Annotated in this window: 16 protein-coding genes and 1 pseudogene; 10 read left to right on the top strand and 7 right to left on the bottom strand. The window is 60.0% G+C overall.

What is annotated here, in order from left to right; genetic code table 11:
* Positions 1–78: 78 nt before the first annotated feature.
* Both V8P77_RS33600 and V8P77_RS33595 read left to right on the top strand, forming a co-directional pair.
* Positions 79–1,566, top strand: a complete 1,488-nt coding sequence (locus tag V8P77_RS33600; protein ID WP_335916631.1) for a right-handed parallel beta-helix repeat-containing protein — start codon at positions 79–81, stop codon at positions 1,564–1,566.
* Positions 1,567–2,028: 462 nt separating this feature from the next.
* On the top strand, positions 2,029–3,522 hold the full coding sequence (locus V8P77_RS33595; RefSeq protein WP_335916630.1) for a right-handed parallel beta-helix repeat-containing protein: 1,494 nt from the start codon (positions 2,029–2,031) through the stop codon (positions 3,520–3,522).
* Between the two features lie 47 nt (positions 3,523–3,569).
* Here V8P77_RS33595 and V8P77_RS33590 read toward each other — a convergent pair whose 3' ends face one another.
* The 3 genes from V8P77_RS33590 to V8P77_RS33580 form a co-directional block, all read right to left on the bottom strand.
* Positions 3,570–3,851: a nodulation protein gene (locus tag V8P77_RS33590; RefSeq protein ID WP_335916629.1), complete on the bottom strand. Its 282-nt coding sequence runs from the start codon at positions 3,849–3,851 to the stop codon at positions 3,570–3,572.
* A 487-nt stretch (positions 3,852–4,338) separates the two neighbouring features.
* Entirely contained in the window at positions 4,339–4,983 is a 645-nt protein-coding gene (locus tag V8P77_RS33585) for an NrsF family protein (RefSeq protein WP_335916628.1), read from the bottom strand.
* Positions 4,980–5,528 (bottom strand): sigma-70 family RNA polymerase sigma factor, encoded by a 549-nt coding sequence (locus tag V8P77_RS33580; protein ID WP_335916627.1) that lies wholly within the window; start codon positions 5,526–5,528, stop codon positions 4,980–4,982. Before V8P77_RS33580 ends, V8P77_RS33585 begins: the two co-directional genes overlap by 4 nt.
* 212 nt (positions 5,529–5,740) lie before the next feature.
* Here V8P77_RS33580 and V8P77_RS33575 point away from each other — a divergent pair, with 212 nt between their 5' ends.
* The 3 genes from V8P77_RS33575 to V8P77_RS33565 all read left to right on the top strand — a co-directional run bounded on the left by V8P77_RS33575 (position 5,741) and on the right by V8P77_RS33565 (position 7,682).
* Complete coding sequence (locus V8P77_RS33575; RefSeq protein WP_335916658.1) at positions 5,741–5,980, top strand: pentapeptide MXKDX repeat protein; 240 nt, start codon at positions 5,741–5,743, stop codon at positions 5,978–5,980.
* Between the two features lie 86 nt (positions 5,981–6,066).
* Positions 6,067–6,909 carry a cytochrome b/b6 domain-containing protein gene (locus tag V8P77_RS33570; RefSeq protein WP_335916626.1) on the top strand — a complete coding sequence of 281 codons (843 nt, stop codon included), beginning with the start codon at positions 6,067–6,069 and terminating at the stop codon, positions 6,907–6,909.
* Positions 6,906–7,682, top strand: a complete 777-nt coding sequence (locus V8P77_RS33565) for a molybdopterin-binding protein (RefSeq protein WP_335916625.1) — start codon at positions 6,906–6,908, stop codon at positions 7,680–7,682. Before V8P77_RS33570 ends, V8P77_RS33565 begins: the two co-directional genes overlap by 4 nt.
* Before the next feature lie 50 nt (positions 7,683–7,732).
* Here the strand turns inward: V8P77_RS33565 and V8P77_RS33560 are convergent, their stop codons facing one another.
* Positions 7,733–8,509 (bottom strand): dioxygenase family protein, encoded by a 777-nt coding sequence (locus V8P77_RS33560; RefSeq protein ID WP_335916624.1) that lies wholly within the window; start codon positions 8,507–8,509, stop codon positions 7,733–7,735.
* A gap of 219 nt (positions 8,510–8,728) precedes the next feature.
* Here V8P77_RS33560 and V8P77_RS33555 point away from each other — a divergent pair.
* Positions 8,729–8,896, top strand: a pseudogene (locus tag V8P77_RS33555) (Na+/H+ antiporter); the annotation flags it as partial.
* 98 nt (positions 8,897–8,994) lie between these two features.
* On the opposite strand, the gene V8P77_RS33550 reads toward V8P77_RS33555, so the two are convergent.
* Positions 8,995–10,896, bottom strand: coding sequence for a potassium transporter Kup (locus V8P77_RS33550; protein ID WP_335916623.1), 1,902 nt, complete (start codon positions 10,894–10,896; stop codon positions 8,995–8,997).
* 342 nt (positions 10,897–11,238) lie between these two features.
* Between V8P77_RS33550 and tyrS the strand changes: the two genes are divergently transcribed.
* Positions 11,239–12,516 (top strand): tyrosine--tRNA ligase, encoded by a 1,278-nt coding sequence (tyrS, locus tag V8P77_RS33545; protein WP_373694628.1) that lies wholly within the window; start codon positions 11,239–11,241, stop codon positions 12,514–12,516.
* A gap of 186 nt (positions 12,517–12,702) precedes the next feature.
* On the opposite strand, the gene V8P77_RS33540 is transcribed toward tyrS, so the two are convergent.
* The gene (locus tag V8P77_RS33540) at positions 12,703–13,038 is read right to left on the bottom strand and encodes a hypothetical protein (protein WP_335916622.1); all 336 of its coding nucleotides are present in this window, start codon (positions 13,036–13,038) and stop codon (positions 12,703–12,705) included.
* Between the two features lie 395 nt (positions 13,039–13,433).
* On the opposite strand from V8P77_RS33540, the gene V8P77_RS33535 reads away from it, so the two are divergent.
* Positions 13,434–14,606, top strand: coding sequence for an MFS transporter (locus V8P77_RS33535; protein WP_335916621.1), 1,173 nt, complete (start codon positions 13,434–13,436; stop codon positions 14,604–14,606).
* A gap of 501 nt (positions 14,607–15,107) precedes the next feature.
* Positions 15,108–15,530 (top strand): TIGR02594 family protein, encoded by a 423-nt coding sequence (locus V8P77_RS33530; protein WP_335916620.1) that lies wholly within the window; start codon positions 15,108–15,110, stop codon positions 15,528–15,530.
* 56 nt (positions 15,531–15,586) lie between these two features.
* On the opposite strand, the gene V8P77_RS33525 is transcribed toward V8P77_RS33530, so the two are convergent.
* Complete coding sequence (locus tag V8P77_RS33525; RefSeq protein WP_335916619.1) at positions 15,587–16,372, bottom strand: class I SAM-dependent methyltransferase; 786 nt, start codon at positions 16,370–16,372, stop codon at positions 15,587–15,589.
* 154 nt (positions 16,373–16,526) lie between these two features.
* Between V8P77_RS33525 and V8P77_RS33520 the strand changes: the two genes are divergently transcribed.
* Positions 16,527–16,988, top strand: a 462-nt coding sequence (locus tag V8P77_RS33520; RefSeq protein ID WP_335916618.1) for a GNAT family N-acetyltransferase, incomplete at its 3' end; no start/stop codon positions are given.

The following is a 16,988-nucleotide window of genomic DNA, read 5'->3' as shown; positions in this document are numbered from 1 at the left end:
CCCGCCGCATCCGACCGGCCGATCCTGGTCGATCCCGGCGGCGACATAGCGATCCGACGAACAGGGCAACATGGCGATATGACAGTCTACTATGTGAACTCAGTAACTGGCTCCGACCGCAACAGCGGAACGGCCCAGAAATCGGCTTTTGAGACTTTGTCCAAAGTGGAATCCTTGAAGCTGAAACCCGGCGACAGCGTGCTTCTTGCCAAGGGGAGCGTGTTCAACGAGCAGTTCGATATCAAATATTCCGGCAGCGAGAGTGCGCCGATCAAGATCGGCAGTTACGGGACGGGTGCGGCACCCGTCATCCACAGCAGCGGCGACGGCATCCATAGTCTCTATGCCTCGAACATCGTCATCGAGAACCTGAAGATATCGAATATCGGCGGTTCGGGCATCTATGGCGGCAGTGTCACGAACTGGACGGTCCGCGACGTCGAGATCGCCAAGACGGGATTGTCGGAAAACGCAGGCGCCGTCACCTTCCGGAGCAGCAAGAACGTCACGGTCGAAGATAGCAAGATATCGGGCGTTAAAGGCGACGGCTTCTGGATCGAGAAGGTCGACGGCGTCAAGCTTCTCAACAACACCGTTACCAGCGCGAACGGCTCGACGGCCGATGCCGTGCAAGTGAACGACAGCAGCAATATTCTGATCAAGGGCAATCATCTCGACCAGACCGACGCCAGCACTCCGAAGGGGGTGATAGCTCTGGTGCGGGCAACGAATGCCGTGGTCGAGGACAATGTGCTCACTGGCGGCGGCTTCGGCATCAGCGCGCCCGCTGGCAAGAACGTCGCCATCCGCGACAACGACATATCCGGATATCACGGTTACAGCTGGTCCTTCGCCGTCGGTCTCGGCGACCAGGGCAATGCGCGGGACTATGATATTTCAGGCAACCATATTCATGACGGCGCATGGGGCGTTGCCGTCAGCGGCCCCAGCGGCGCCAGCTATACCCGCACGAATATCAAGGTCCACGACAACGTCTTCGACGACCTCTCGCAGGCGGCACTGAAGGTCGACAGGCCGGCATCCGGCTCCTTCTACAACAATACGATCGAGACCGGCACCAAGGCCACCAGCATATCGCCGGCCATTGCCGACGCGCATACCTTCACGGTCAAAGGCAACCATACGGTCGCCAATGTCGAGACGGCGCTGGCAAGCCCGGTTGCGAAGACCGCGGCAGTCACGGAGGCCTCCGCGGATCCGGCGGTTGTCGCCGTCCATGACAATTTGAAAATCTTCACCGATACGGGCGACGCCCATCGCGGCAATCTCCTCGATAACGACAGCTCGGATAACGACACCCTGGTGCTTCGGCGCTTCGGGGACGAAACCGTCGGCAAGCATGGCCTGACGCTGACCGGGGAATATGGTGAGATCCATGTGGACCGGGAAGGCAACTATGCCTACACGCTCGATGAAACGAAGCTCCCTGACCATAGCGGACATGTGAGCGAGTCGTTCAGCTACGGGATCAACGATGGAAGCTCGCATCATAGCGACGCGGATACGCTGACCGTCTTCATCCATCTGGATGGCTTGCTGAGCTGAGGTGAGGGTGCCGGGAGCGACGCTATGTCGGCAGGCGTTCCGGGGAGGCGTGGCTCCCCCGGGGAAGCGTTGTTCTCGCCATCAAATGGCTCCGCAGTGTCCCTCATCCGGCTGCCGCCGCCGGGTGAGGGTAAGGGGCTGCAATACGGCCTCAACCTTTCCTGCTTGCGACTGACCTGAAACAGGACATCTCATCTCTGCGACCATACGTCGCCGAGGTGTACGATTATCGTTCATTCACCTTTCGGTCGTTATTTAGTAGATTGTTTTCGTATAAGTTGTCATTTCCAGACTACGCCTCCGCCAGGCGTTCTCGAGACCAAGGCAGGCCCACAGGGTCTGCCAACCGTCGTGAGGGCAATATCGAAGGCCTTTTGACATGGCCTTTAGCCCCGACCGCATCCGATCCACGCGTCGCAGCCGATTCAGACGGCTGCGCGGGCAATTCGAGAACAAGGCGATATGGCAATCTATTATGTGAATCCAGCGATAGGCTCCAACAGCAACAATGGAACGAGCGAGGACACGCCGTTTTCATCGTTCTGGGCGGTGGAAAACTTGAAACTACAGCCGGGCGACAGCGTGCTGCTCGCCGCCGGAAGCGTGTTCAACGATCAGCTCGACCTTAAATACTCCGGCAGCGTTGCGGCTCCGATTACGATCGGTAGTTATGGTGTCGGCGATGCGCCGGTCATCCACAGCCCCAATGATGGCATCCACAGCCTCTATGCATCGAACATCGTCATCGAGAACATCAAGATCTCCGACACCGGCGGGGCAGCCATCTATGGTGGCAGTGTTTCGAACTGGACGGTCCGCAACGTCGAGGTCGATCACACCGGATTGGCGGGCAAATCAGGTTCCATCACCTTCAGGACCGGGTCGAACATCACCATCGAAAACAGCACGATCAACGACGTCAACGGCGACGGCGTCTGGATCGAAAAAGTCAACGGCGTCAATTTTAACAACAACACCGTCACCAACGCCCACGGCACGGCGGCAGATGCCGTCCAGATGAACGACAGCAGCAATATCGTGATCAGCGGCAATTATCTCGACCAGACGGGGGCAGCTACGCCGAAGGGTGTCATCGCGCTCGTTCGGACCGTAAATGCCTTGGTCGAGGACAACGCGATCATCGGCGGTGGCTTCGGGATCGGCGCACAAGCCGGCACCAACATCGCTATTCACGACAACGATATTTCAGGTTATGGCGGCTACAGCTGGTCCTATGCCATCGGTCTCGGCGACCAGGGCAATACGCGGGACTACGACATTTCAGGTAATTACATCCACGATGGTGTATGGGGCGTGGCGGTCAGCGCCTCCGGCACGACCAGTTACGTTCGCGAGGGTATCGAGATCCACAACAACGTCTTCGACGATCTGTCTCAGGCAGCGTTGAAAGTCGACAGGCCGGCATCCGGCTCCTTCCACGACAATGTCATCGCCAGCGATGTCAGGCCATACAGCATCTCTCCCACTATCATCGCCGCGAACACCTTTCCCGTCAGCAACAACACGACGCTCGACGAGGCCCAGGCGACGATGCTTGCGAGCAGCGATAGTCTCGCGGTCGGCGATACGACGCACACGGACACGGCGCCTGCGCTTGTCGCAACCCATGACAGCCTGAAAATCTCCTCCGATTTGGATGGCGCCCATTACGGCAATCTCCTCGAAAACGACAGCTCGGCCAATGGAACCCTGCTGCTTCGCCGCTTCGAGGGCGAATTCGTCGACAAGGACGGTGTGACGCTGACCGGCCAATACGGCACCATCCATGTCGACAGTGACGGCGACTATAGCTATACGGCCGACGCGGCGAAGCTCGCCGGGCTTAGCGGAGATGTCAGCGACACCTTCTATTACAAGATCTCCGACGGGACTTCGCTGCATTTCGACACGGATACGCTGAGCATCTCCATCCATGTGGATGACCTGCTGGGATGATGCGGTACCTATCTTGGACGGAGGTCAGTCCGGTGCTCGCGGTGGTCTCATTGATCGCCGAGCAGGATCCTGATGACGTCGACTTCGATTTCCGCGCAGATGATCTCGTATTCAGTGATGATTGCGGGATCGGCCGATCTATCCCGGCGCATGCGATCGAGGACGGCGCAAGCCTCGCCGTAGGCGCCGCATAATTCATAAAAATGGGGCTGGCTCGCCGCAACTGCTCTGATCGTTGCCCGCGTCGCAGGCAGCCTCATCATCAGCCTGGCCAGCCCCTGTTCCGCGGCTTGCCGGGCGAGGTGGGCTACGCCTTCTTTCCTGACCATGCCGTCATTCCCCGCTGCCTGTGTTTTTCCGATCCAGGGGGTACGCAATACTCACCCCCCGAGTAGTACGCAGGAATGCTGCATCTGGTTTCATGCCGGATGAAGGATTAGAGCCTTTCCGGGTTAGATTGCAGCATTCTGCCGGAGCAGGTTTTCGTCAGGGCAGAGGCGATTGGCGACGGGCATACCCCAAGGTACGTCCGAGCCGATCGCCTCTGCCCTGGCGGAAAGATGCCCGGCCCACCGGCCGCACTGCTTCGCCATGCGAAGCAATAGGTGCGTCTGGCGATTCTGAGTCTTGCAGATTTGCCAGGCAAATCTGCGGGGGTTGGCTGAAACGGGCCGGCTGATCGACCGGCCGGCTTGGCCGCAGAGCTTGGCTACGACGCGCGCCGGCCGGTCGACCATCCGACTCCGTTTGAGCCAACAGAATGCTTCAATCTGACCCGGAAAGGCTCTAGTGGCGCAGTGCCGCAAACAGCCGGTGCTACCAGCGCAGGAGGCGGGGGCCGAGCAGCGCGCCGGTTGCGCCGGTCAAGAGGATGCCGAGCGAATACCAGAGGGTGACGAAGGGCAGGCCGTTTTCCGTGCAGAACCAGGAATAGACCCAGGCGCCGGATGCACCGGCGGCAATGCCGGCGATGAAGCCTGTGATGCCGAGGTTGCTCGGGGCACCACCACGGAGAACCCAGGTATTTGCGATCAGGATCGGCATGGCAAAGGCAAAGATCAGCAGCGGGCAGTGCAGGGCGGAGGAACCGAGCACCAGCACAGGATAATTTGCGGCCGGCGACACGGCGAGCTGGATGACCGCCATGACTGCGAGGGCGAGTATGATGGCCGCGGCAATCCCGAAAAAGCGGCCCTCTGAGCCATCCGGCCGGGACAGGCGGTAAACGGCTGCGAAGGCGGCGACTGCAAGCAAGGCATTGTAGGCGGACTTGATCCAGAAGACCGGCAGCATCAGCGCCTGCGCCATATCGGTGCGAAGGCCGAGGACGATAAGCATCAGCAGCAGCGAGACTGCCAGAGCAGGCAGGATGGCGAGCGCGAAGCGGCGTTCGAGCGCATGTCTCGGCACCGGCTTCAGATCCCGGACAAGGCTGTCGATCACGTCCTCAGTTTCTCTCACATCCCACCTCGCAATCTTGCCGCCAGCGCCTTGATGCCCCTGTGAACGCCGACCTTGACCGCCGATTCCGACTGTCCGGTGCGGCTTGCCGTGTCGGCCACCGACTGCCCCTCGAGTTTGACCTGACGGATCAGCTCCTGCTGGTGCTGCGGCAGGCCGTTCAACAGCCGTTCGACATCCATGCGCGCTGCGATCGCATCCTCCCTGAAATCGTCTTCGATCTCCTCGTGCAGTTCTATTTCCGCCTTGTAGCGGCCGCCATGCTTTCGGTGGTGGTCGATCAGCTTGTAGCGGGCAATCGAGAAGAACCACGCGGTGAACGGCCGCTCCCTGTCATAGGTCGCCCGGCGCGAATGCAGCGCCAGCAACGTCTCCTGCACAAGATCTTCCGTGTCGGATTTCGCGGTAGTGCCGATCCGCCCACCATAATAACCGACGAGCAGAGTTCGCAAGGTCACGAGCAGACGCCGGTAGGCTGCCTCGTCCCCATCGAGGGAAAGAAGCATCAGCATCTTCAGTGCTTGTTCCGAATGGGCGCTCGTCATGTCGTCTGCAATATCATTCGGGTAGATGACGCTTTGGTTACAGGCGGGTTCAAAAATCTTCCGGCGGCAATTCAAAGTGTACAGCGTCCTTTGCGCGTCTCCAAAAACGCGCGGCGCTGTAGCGCTATCACATAAGCGTGAGGCTGTAACCGCCTTCGCAAGGGGATCGAATTCAGGACTGTGAGCCGTCGGCGGGTGCCGGCGGACATGTCATCGATCCGAGAGCCAGCACCTTCGTCATCGGCCTCTCGCTTGCCAGCGCCGCCAGCGCCCAAAGCAGCGATACCATGAAGAAAGACAGCATGAAGACCGACACGATGTCGAAGGACGCCATGTCCAAGGACGCAATGTCGAAGGACGCAATGGCGACCGGCAGCACCAAGGCCGACTGCATGCACAGTGCCGGCATGGAAAAGGACACGATGATGAAGGACTGCGACGCGATGAAGTAGGTTTAGCCGCTGCCGCTGAAACTTTATCGTCGGCGGCCGCGTCCTTTCTCGCGAAGACCTTTTATGTCGATCCGGAAGGAACTACAATGGTTACGACCGATGCCGGCATGGCGAGCGGACGCACGCTCTTCTACCGCCATGGGCTGCTGGTGCGCCTCTCGCACTGGGTGAACGTGCTGTGCATGACGGTGCTGCTGTATAGCGGCCTGCAGATATTCAACGCCCATCCGGCGCTTTATTGGGGCCAGTATGGCGCCGACGACGATCCGTCCTTCATTTCCATGGAGGCGGAACAGGAAGGCGATGCGCTGAAGGGCGTGACGCGCATCGGCGGATTGAGTTTCGACACGACGGGCATTCTCGGGGTTTCGAATGTCGACGGCGAGGCTGCGGTGCGCGGTTTTCCGAACTGGCTGACCTTGCCGAGCTACCAGGATCTGGCATCGGGCCGGCGCTGGCATTTCTTCTTTGCCTGGCTGTTCGTCATCAACGGCTTCATCTATCTCGCCTATGGTTTCGTCAGCCGGCATTTCCGCCGGGATCTGCTGCCGGCGGCCGAAGAGCTGAAGCCTTCGCATCTCGGCCATGAGATCGTCAGTCACGCCCGGCTGCGCTTTCCCAAGGGGCCGGAGGCCCGCCACTACAATACGCTGCAGAAACTCGCCTATGTCGCCGTGATCTTCGTGCTGCTGCCGCTGATGATCGGGACAGGGCTTACCATGTCGCCGGGCTTCAACGCGGTCGCGCCCTGGCTGCTCGATCTGTTCGGCGGCCGGCAATCGGCCCGCACGCTGCATTTCCTGACCGCCTTCTCGCTCGTCTCCTTCGTCGCCGTGCATGTGGCGATGGTGCTGGTCTCGGGCGTGTTCAACAATCTGCGTTCGATGGTCACAGGCTATTACGACATCGGGCAGGGAGGAAAGTCATGAGCCGCATCATCACTAGGCGTCGCTTCCTGATCGGCGCGACCATGACGGCATCGGCGCTGGGGATTGCCGGCTGCGATGCCCTCGTCGAAAACGATCGGACGAAATCGGTGTTGAAGATCGCCGAAGGCCTCAGCATGAAGACGCAACGCTTCCTGCTCGGTGACGACGCGCTCGCCCGGGAGTTCACCGAAGCTGATATCTCGCCGACCTTCCGCGCCAACGGCACGAGCATGCCCGACAATGCCCGCTATATCGACTGGATGAACCAGCGGTTTTCGGGCTGGAAGCTCGAGGTCGGCGGACAGGTCGACAAGCCGATGCAATTGTCGCTGGCCGAGCTGAAAGCCCTGCCGGCCCGCACGCAGATCACAAGGCATGACTGCGTCGAGGGCTGGAGCGCGATCGGCAAATGGACCGGCGTGCCGCTCGGTGCATTGCTGCAGGCGGCCGGTCTGAAACCCGAAGCCCGCTATATCGTCTTCCACTGCGCCGACGAATATGAAAAGACGCTCGACGGCAGCGGCTGGTATTATGAAAGCATCGATCTCGTCGATGCGTTTCATCCCCAGACGATTCTTGCCCACACCATGAACGGCCGCGATCTCGAAGTCGCCCACGGCGCGCCGCTCCGGCTTCGGGTGGAGCGCCAGCTCGGCTACAAGCAGGCAAAATACCTGACCGGCATCGAAGCCGTCGCCGATCTTGGCCAGCTCTACGGCGGCAATGGCGGCTTCTGGGAAGATCGCGGTTATGAATGGTATGCGGGAATCTAGGCGGGATGCCCTGGCGAATGGGGGCGCGGGAAGCCCCGCCGCTCCCGCGCTCAGGCTGAGAGGCCGATGGTGATGGTGGCGGACAGCACGCCGCCATCGAGTTTTTCGAAATCGAACATGTGATCGGCGGCATCCTCCGGGATGAGGCCGTCCTCGTCGTTGCGCGTAGCGCGGGCAGGGCGCCCGAGATAATCAGGATGTTCGCCGTAGATGATGTCGCTCAGCGCATCGTCGAAATAGATCTGGCTGACGAGAAGCTCCTTGCCTTCGGCGAGAATGCGGCAATGAACATGCGGCGTGCGGCCCTTGTACCATCCGGGATAGGCCGTCAGGAAACTTGCCTGCCCTTTGGCATCCGTCAGCTGGCGGCCACGAAAGGCAAGGCCGCTGATCGCCTCGGCATCGCTGAAGGTGCACATCTCGGCCGCCTCGCGGCCGGAATAGATGCCGCGGTGATCGGTATGCCAGATCTCGATATCGGCATTTTCGACCGGCTGGCAATCGGCCGCGTGGACGATCCGAACGGCCAACCGCAAAGGCAGCCCGGCCTTTCCTTCCGAAACGTCCTGACGGGCCGGGACATTGTTGACATGGCAGGGGCCAAGGGTCTGGGCGACGGTCACGACGCAATTCGGACGGATACGGAAGAGCGGCTCGGGCAGCTTTTCCAATGTAACCGACTTTGTCCCGCCGGTCAGGAAATCCGTTCCCTTCCAGTCGAATGTCCTGGTCGCAACAGTGACATGCCGCCGCGGCCAGATTGCTGCAGCAGCCACGGATGATGCGACAATGGCCGCACCTCCAAGCACAAGGGTCCGCCTCTTCATCTGTCTTCCTCTGCCTCAAGACGGAGGATTTAAGGAGGATGCGCAGGAAATTCCAATTAAATTTGGGCAATGATTGACGGCAACGAAGCCTCTGTCCCGGCGAGAACTCTAGTCAATTCTGAAATCGATAGGACGGACAAATTGACAGCCAATTCTATTGAAAGATAAGTGCTCCGCACTGATCCTGTGAGGGCGGCTGTTTTGCAGCGTGCTGCCGCCAAACCGGTGCTCCATGCCCACTTCGACGTCGTTCTCGAAGCGGTTGCCACAGGGCGCCGGGAGCTCATCCGTCTTCATCCCGCCAGCGACATCGACGACGAGACGCTGGACGTGCTGGAACAGGACCTCGATCTCGAAGAGCTGAGCGCGATCTCGGCCAAGACGTGAGGTCCAGCGCCTGGCGCCTTCGACATCATCGTCAACGGATTGCGATATCGAGGCTGATACAAGCGCGGTCCGGACGCCGCCGCCGAGCACATCATGCTCTAAATGGCGATCTGTTCGCCGAGTTCGACGACGCGGTTGGACGGCAGGTTGAAGTAATCGGAGGGATCGATCGCCAAGCCCTCCAGCCCCATGAATATGCGCTCCTGCCAGGCGGGCAAGCCGGTGTTCGGCGTCCTGACGAGGTTCCGGCGGCCGAGGTAGAAGGAGGTCCTCATGATCTCGAACTTGAAGCCGCTTTCCCGGCAGAGAGCCAGCGCCCTGGTGACGTCGGGGTCGTCCATGAAGCCGAAGGTGATGTCGAGGCGCACGAAACGCGGCGAGAGCTGGCTGATCTTGATGCGGCGGCTGTCAGGGACATAAGGTTCGTCCTCGGTCCAGACGGTCAGAATGACGTTCTGTTCGTGGAGCACGTGGTTGTGCTTGAGATTGTGGAGCAGCACATTAGGCGTGCGATCCGGGACGCTGGTCAGGAAGACTGCCGTTCCCGGGACGGTGACGGGGGAATGCTCCGACTTTCGCTCGATCGACCTGATGAAGGAATCGAGCGGGATCTCGTTGTTGGCCCGCACTCTCTTCAGATAGGCCTGGCCTCGGGTCCATGTCCACATCAGGATCATGATCGCCAGCGCAAGGGCGACCGGAACCCAGCCGCCATCGTGGATCTTCAAGAGGTTCGCCGCCAGGAACAGGACTTCGATGATGAAGAGCGGCAGCAGCAAGACGGCGGCGAGCACGAGGGAGTAGCCCCAGACGGCCCGGAGGAACTGGAAGACCAGCATGGTCGAGATCACCATGGTTCCGGTCACCGAGATGCCATAGGCCGTCGCCAGCGACTCGGAGTCGCCGAAGGAAAAGATCAGCATCAAGACGCCGACCAGCAGGAGAAGATTGACGCTCGGGACGTAGATCTGGCCGGTGTTGGTCTCCGACGTGAACTTGATCCTGAGCCTCGGCAGGAAACCGAGGTGAACCGCCGAGCGGGCCAGCGAAAATGCGCCTGTGATCACCGCCTGGCTGGCGATGATCGTCGCCATCGTCGCCAGAATAACCACCGGCAGCAAGGCCCAGTCGGGATACATCAGAAAGAACGGATTGGTGGCGGCTTCCGGATGGGCGAGAACGAGCGCGCCTTGGCCGAGATAGTTCAGTAGCAGCGCGGGAAAAACGAGCACGAACCATGCCATCTGGATCGGGCGCCGCCCGAAATGCCCGAGATCCGCATAGAGCGCTTCGGCACCCGTCACCGTCAGGAAGACGGCGCCGAGCACGATGAGGCCGACGCTGCCGGCATGGGCCAGGAACGAGAGCGCGTTAAGCGGATTGAGCGCCGCCAGAATCCGCCAGTCGTCGCCGATATGGACCAGGCCGCCCGCCGCCATGGCCAGAAACCACAACACCGTGATCGGCCCGAAAAGCTTCGAGACGGCGGCTGTTCCCCTCGACTGGACGGCAAAGAGAACAATCATGATCGCAGCCGACGCAAGCGGGACGTATTCGGCAAAGGCGGGTGTGATCAGTTTCAGGCCTTCGAGTGCCGACATGACCGACAAGGCAGGCGTAATCATCGCATCGCCGATAAAGAGAGCGGCGCCAATCAGCCCGGCGAAGAAGAGCACCGGCACGTTTCGCCCCATCTTCTTCATCAAAAGGGCGAGAAGCGACAGCGTGCCGCCTTCGCCGTCATTGTCCGCCCTGAGAAGGAAGAGCACATATTTGAAGGTCACGATGACCGTCAGCGTCCAGACCATCAGCGAAATCAGCCCGATGATTTCCGGCTCGTGTGTGCCGTCGGTCGCAAAGGGCCTCAGCGCCTCGCGAAAGGCATAGAGCGGGCTGGTGCCGATATCGCCATAGACGACGCCGACCGCGCCGACGACCAAACCAACAAAGCCCTTCCGGCCGGCGGCATCCCCCGTCTTATCCAAATGCGTCGACGTCATGGTTCCCCGCTCATGCCATTTGCCTATGAGCACAAACATATGCCGCATTGCAGAACGGCAAGCAAATTGATGCCGGTGCTAAATTTTTTTGTGAGGAGCGGAGGCGGATGCGGGGATGGGGAGGGTGGCATTGCGATCCGTTCAAACGTCCTCAATTCGCATCCTCTTGTGATTGTGCTGTCGCATGGTAATAAGGATGCATGACCTGCGCCCTGAACTTTTCGAGCGTCTATTACACCCTGCTTCCATAGAGAGCGGCGCAAGGTCATATTCCTGACACTCAAGACGCCGCACGGTCGGCGGCACGTGTGTCAACAGAAGGTCTCCGGCCTCTCGGCCTAAATGGAGACCCTCGTGATACTATCCTCTCAGTCCACCGGACCTGGATCCGACTTTCTTCGCACTTTGAGCGAACGCGGCTTCCTGCATCAATGCACCGACCTGGCGGCGCTCGACAGCTGGCTTTGTTCAGGGGCCGGCACCGCCTATAACGGGTTCGATCTCACCGCCGATAGCCTGCATGTCGGCCATCTCATTCCGATCATGATGCTCCGGTGGTTCCAGAAGACGGGTAACAAACCCATCGCTTTGCTCGGCGGTGCAACAAGCCGCCTGGGCGATCCGAGCTTCCGCGACACGTCGCGTCCTCTTCTCAGCCAAGAGCAGATCATGAAAAACCTGATCGGCATCCGGCGGGTCTTCGAGCGCTTCCTCGCTTTCGGGGACGGCCCAACTGATGCCATCATGGTCAATAATGCCGACTGGTTGGGCGGGCTCAACTATCTCGATTTCCTGCGTGATATCGGGCCGCATTTTTCAGTCAACCGGATGCTCACATCGGAGAGCGTGCGCCAACGGTTGGAACGGGCGCAATCGCTGTCATTGCTGGAATTCAACTACATGGTCATGCAAGCCTATGACTTCCATGTCCTCGCAGAAAGCCGCGGCTGTCTGCTTCAACTAGGTGGCTCCGACCAGTGGGGCAATATCGTCAGCGGCGTCGAATTTGGGCGACGGATCGGTGGACGCGCCCTGTTTGGATTGACTGCTCCGCTGCTGACGACATCATCGGGCGCGAAGATGGGCAAGAGCGTTTCGGGGGCGGTTTGGCTGAACGCCGACCGATTGTCGGCCTATGAATTCTGGCAATTCTGGAGAAACACCGGGGATGCCGATGTGGGTCGTTTTCTCAGGCTGTTCACCGAGTTACACTTGGATGAAATTGCGCGCCTGGAAGTGCTTCGGGATTCCGAGATCAACGAAGCAAAAAAGATACTTGCCGACCAGGTCACCAGCCTGTGCCACGGAGCAGATGCCGCCGCGCAAGCTTCCGAAACCTCCCGGCGCGCCTTCGAAGCAGGCGAAGTTCCGGCGGGTCTCCCGACGGTCATTCTCGCGGATAGCCTTCGCAGTGCCTTTCCGCTCGTAGACGCCATGGTCGTTGCCGGGCTCGCCAAGTCGAAAAGCGAAGCACGTCGATTGATCGTCGGCGGCGGTGTGCGGGTGAACGGCGGCAGCGTGAAGGACGAGGCAATGCGGCTTGGCGACTCCGACGTCCAGGACGGGATGATCCGGCTCTCGGTCGGCAAGAAGCGACACGTCCTCCTTCAGCCGCTTTAGCGTTGTGTATTCAATTCGGGGAGCGGGGCAAACTCCAAACACCTTGTCGCGCCCCCCGCGATACTCCAGAACAGGATGATTTTAGGCCCGTTCGGCCTAAAATCTGAATCCTGCTCTAAATTAGATGTTAGAGCATGATGTCGTCCGAAAACCGCTCACACTTTTCGGCATCATGCTCTCGGTCAATCAGCGCACAGGCGTGCAGGTCCCAACGTCATCAGGCTTGACGCGGCCGGATTGAAGATCGCTCCATTGCGGTATCGACGGATCAGGGCCGCCGATCCTTGCCTCGAACGTGGCTCGGTCCACCTTGATGAGCCGTCCTGACGACGTGATGCCCACCATCTCCTTTTTGCTGACATAAGCCAGGCTGGCATTCAGCCGGCAGAAGAACCGCTTATTGCTGTTCGAGTTGACCCAGCCGTAGCCGCCGGCCTTGCCTTTGGTGAGTTTGCCGACGGCATAGCCCTGCTTTTCGAGCTTCGAAAAGGATTCCGCCTGCGCAAAGGCAAAGCCGATCACCGCGCCGACGACCAGTCCGACAAAGCCCTTTCAGCCCCGGCACGTGCACCCGTATTGTTTATATGCGTCGATGTCATAGTTCCCCTCTCGTGCCACTTGCCTATGGCACAAACATATGCCGATTGCAGAACGGCAAGTAAATTGAGGTGAGTGCGACTTTTTGTGAGAAAGGGGGAGTGGATGTGGACGGAGCAGCTGCGCGTCACAGAAATACCAGCGGCCGCCAAGCACCAGTGAATCAGCCGCGGCTGCATCATGCTGACAGGGGCTGTCAGCAAGGGTGGTTGACAATCCTGAGAGCGCGGCTTTTGAGCTAGCGCCATTTCGTCGGAAAGTCCGGCTATCGGCGGGATCGCTCTGCTTCGATCCCGCCCCAATCGGAGCAGAGTGTCGAGATGAAGCCGCACCACCGCATTTTCTTCATTCAGTTTGCCGTGGCCCTTTCCTTAGGCGCGTTTGTGTCGCGGTTGCCCGACCTTCAGGTCAAGTTCAGCCTGACCGAAGGAGAGCTGGGTCTTTTGCTCGCTGTCATGTCCTCCGGGGTTCTCTGCGGGTTGACGTTCTCGGTGAGGTTCATCGAGAGGCTCGGTGCGCGTACCACGGCTTTCGTTACCGTCTTCGGTGCGGCGCTGTTTTTCGCGCTGATCCCCTGGATGCCTTCAGCTCTCGCGGCGGTACCGTTGTTCTTCATTGCCGGCATTTTCACCGGAGCATTCGAGATCAACGCCAATATCGAAACCGATCGCCGTGAGGCGCTGCTTGGGTACCGCATCATGAGCCGGGCCCACGGCATGTGGAGCCTCGGCTTCTGCATCACCGCCCTTGTTGCCGCCGGCATGCGGCAGGCTGCCGTCTCCATCGAACTGCATAGTTTCATCATCCTCGTCACCGTCTTGATTGCGGGGTCGATCGTTTTCTCCGGGATCGAGAACGCGCCCCATCGGCAGGACGCGCACCCAGGAGATAGTCCGCCCATCGCTTTTCCGACGATCGGGCTGCTGCCTCTTTGCCTGATAGGCGCAGCTCCACTTCTCGCCGAAGGCGCGAGCGTCGATTGGTCGGCGATCTATATGCGTGACGTATTCGCGGTCGAACCCTTCATCGGTGGGCTCGGCGTGACCATTTTCTCCCTGTTCATCGCCATTGGACGGCTCGGCATGGATCCTGTCATCGACCGCTTCAATCCACGCCCGGTCGCAATAATCCTCCTCGGGATCGCGACCGCCGGTCTCGTCATGGTTGCGACGGCGACACATCCTGTTGTCGCGCTCGCAGGCTTTGGCCTGACGGGTATCGGCTGTTCTTCGGTCTATCCGCTTGCCATCTCGGCTGCGGCCCGACGTACGGATCGGCCCGCGCCGGTCAATGTTGCGGCGCTGGCGCAGACGACGTTCCTCGTGTTTTTCGCCGGGCCGCCACTGCTCGGTTTCGTTGCCGAGCATTTCGGCATTCGCTTTTCGTACGGGATGGTCGTCCCGGTTATCGGTGCCGCACTCCTGGTCACCAGGGCGCTTGCCGCTGATCCTGCCCCCATGGGCCAGCCCGAACCGGTGCAACCTCACGGTTGATATGCCGCACCGTCGGTCTGCTGTCCCAAAGTCGTTGATGTCCGCAACCGGCCGCAAGTAACCCCGGCTTTCGCCCGGCGAATGAAGCGAGCGCAATGTATTTTCCGTCACGTCGAAGTATTATGAGTGATCCTCATAAATATAGCCGTACAGGTGATGACCTAAGTTTGCGCGCGGTGGTCCACCCCTGGCAAATGGTCTTACCGCTCAAGCACTTGCGGGCGCGGTCCATCTTATCTGAATGAACCTGGTTTGGATGGAGAACTGCAGCCTGTCCGGCTTGTACAGTAGGCATTTTCGGGTTTTCGCCCGCCGGGCCCGGTCGCAAAGGGAGGCTCGCCAGCGGCTGTCGGCGCCTCGCTTCGGACAGATTTTTGCCGCCAAAATGCCAGTATTAGTTGTTTCTAATTCACGCCATAATTCACATCTACGTTGCGCCGCCTGTTTTATTCTTCGCCACATTTTGGATTTTCAAGATTATACAAACAATGGTGGGTAACTATGAAGGTTATTCTCGTCATCGTCCTCACGGCGCTTGCCGTGCCCTGTGAGGCGGACATGCTCGGCACGGCGTCCAGGTACAAGAGCATGCACGAACGCTCCATCTCCTTCCTCAGCATCAATCCGCGCAGGGTATCGTGGTGCGGGGCGTTCCTGGCCTTTGTCGCCAAGCGATCTTCGCGGCAACCGCCGCCCAACCCCAACATGGCGGCGTCCTGGAGGAAGTTCGGCAAGCCGGTCGGTGTCCGCTCCGCCAGGCGAGGGGATGTCGTGGTGATCCGCACCGGCCGGCGCTTTCATGTGAGCCTGTTCGATCACATGGACCAGCGCCGGCAGTACGTCTACCTGTTCGGCGGCAACCAATCCAATCGAGTCCAGCTGTCCAGATATCGCGCCAGCTCGGTGGTCGCCGTGCGACGATGATGTCGGGGTGAGAACTCACCCTCCTTCAAACCTCGGTGGCGGCGGGAAAACAGGCCTTACGCCTTGCGCGCCCTGATGTGGAGGAAGATCGGCGCGATACGGGTATCGGCGACCGTTGGCTCGGCGAGCGCCACCTCGACTGACGCCATGGGCTCGCCGAAAGCTTCGATCGTCAGCCCCGCTTCGACTATCATCGACACCCAGGTCGACAGCGTCCGGTGAAAACGCGGAATGGCGAACGGCGTCAGCGTCGCCCGTTCTTCCTTGGGGATGGAGGAAAAGATCCAGCGCTCGACCCGGCCGTCGCTCTCGTCGAAATAATCGGCGATCTCCACCGCGACGGGCTTGCCGGCCTCGTCACGGATATTGCGGCGTGTCGGCGGCACGAAACAGGGGTGCAGGATCGAAAACTGCAGGAAGCCGCCCGATTTCAGGACGCGGTGGATTCCTTCCAGCACCTGGCGCTGATCGGCCATGTCCATCATCGACATGAAGGCGGTGACGAAATCGAAACTCGCCTCCGGGAAATCGATGCCCTGGCCGTCGCCGAGCACATAGTCGATGCCGAGCGGCGCTTGCGTCTCGGTCTCGCGGGCATAACGAATGAAGGTCGGGGCGATGTCGAGACCGATCATGCGGGCGCCGAGGCGGGCGACGGCGCGGGTGTTGGAACCTTCGCCGCAGCCGAGATCGAGCCCGGCAAGGCCCGCCACCGGTGGCAGCATCTTCAGAAAGGCCGGTGTGTTCAGCGCGTCGCGATATTTGTCGTAGCCCGCGCGGCTATAGATCGTCCAGGTCTCGGCATTGCTCTCCCAATGGGCGGCGACATCATTGGCGTTCATGGCTCTCCTCCTTGTGCGATCGGAACGGGCGGGGAGCTATAAGCGCAGCGGATTACAATGGGAAGACAGGCAGTCTACTTTAAGTGGTTCACGCCCATGGATCATGACCAAGTTCGCGTGCACTATCATGTGATCGAGAGGATAGGGGGCTGCTGTGTCCGACGAAGTGATCATCCGCGAGCTGGTCGGCCTCGATCAGACGATGGCAATTTTCCCGCTGTACAGCCAGGTTAGTCGCCTGAGTCAGGCCGTGGTTTGCCAACGGCATTCAGCCATGTTCGCACAGAGCAACTACCGCTGCATAGCAGCATACATCGACGAACGGATGGTGGGTGCGTCGGGTTTCTGGACGGGCACTCAATTGTGGTGCGGCAAGTATATCGAGGCGGACAATGTGGTGGTAGACAGCGCCGTGCGCGGTCAGGGCATCGGCGGCAAGATGATGGCGTGGATCGAGGCGGAGGCGGAGCGGACTGAATGCGCTGTGGTCCGTATCGCCATGGTTCTGGGAAGGGAGCGTACGCACCAGTTCTACGCGAGAAATGGCTACTTCGACGACGGCCTGCTGATGGTGAAAGCCCTAACCCGAATCTCTCAAAGTAAGGGGTGCATCGGG

It is taken from the genome of Rhizobium aouanii, assembly GCF_037002925.1.
Lineage (GTDB): Bacteria > Pseudomonadota > Alphaproteobacteria > Rhizobiales > Rhizobiaceae > Rhizobium > Rhizobium aouanii.
The sequence above is the reverse complement of the archived record's forward strand: the minus strand, read 5'-3'. Positions and strand labels throughout refer to the sequence as shown.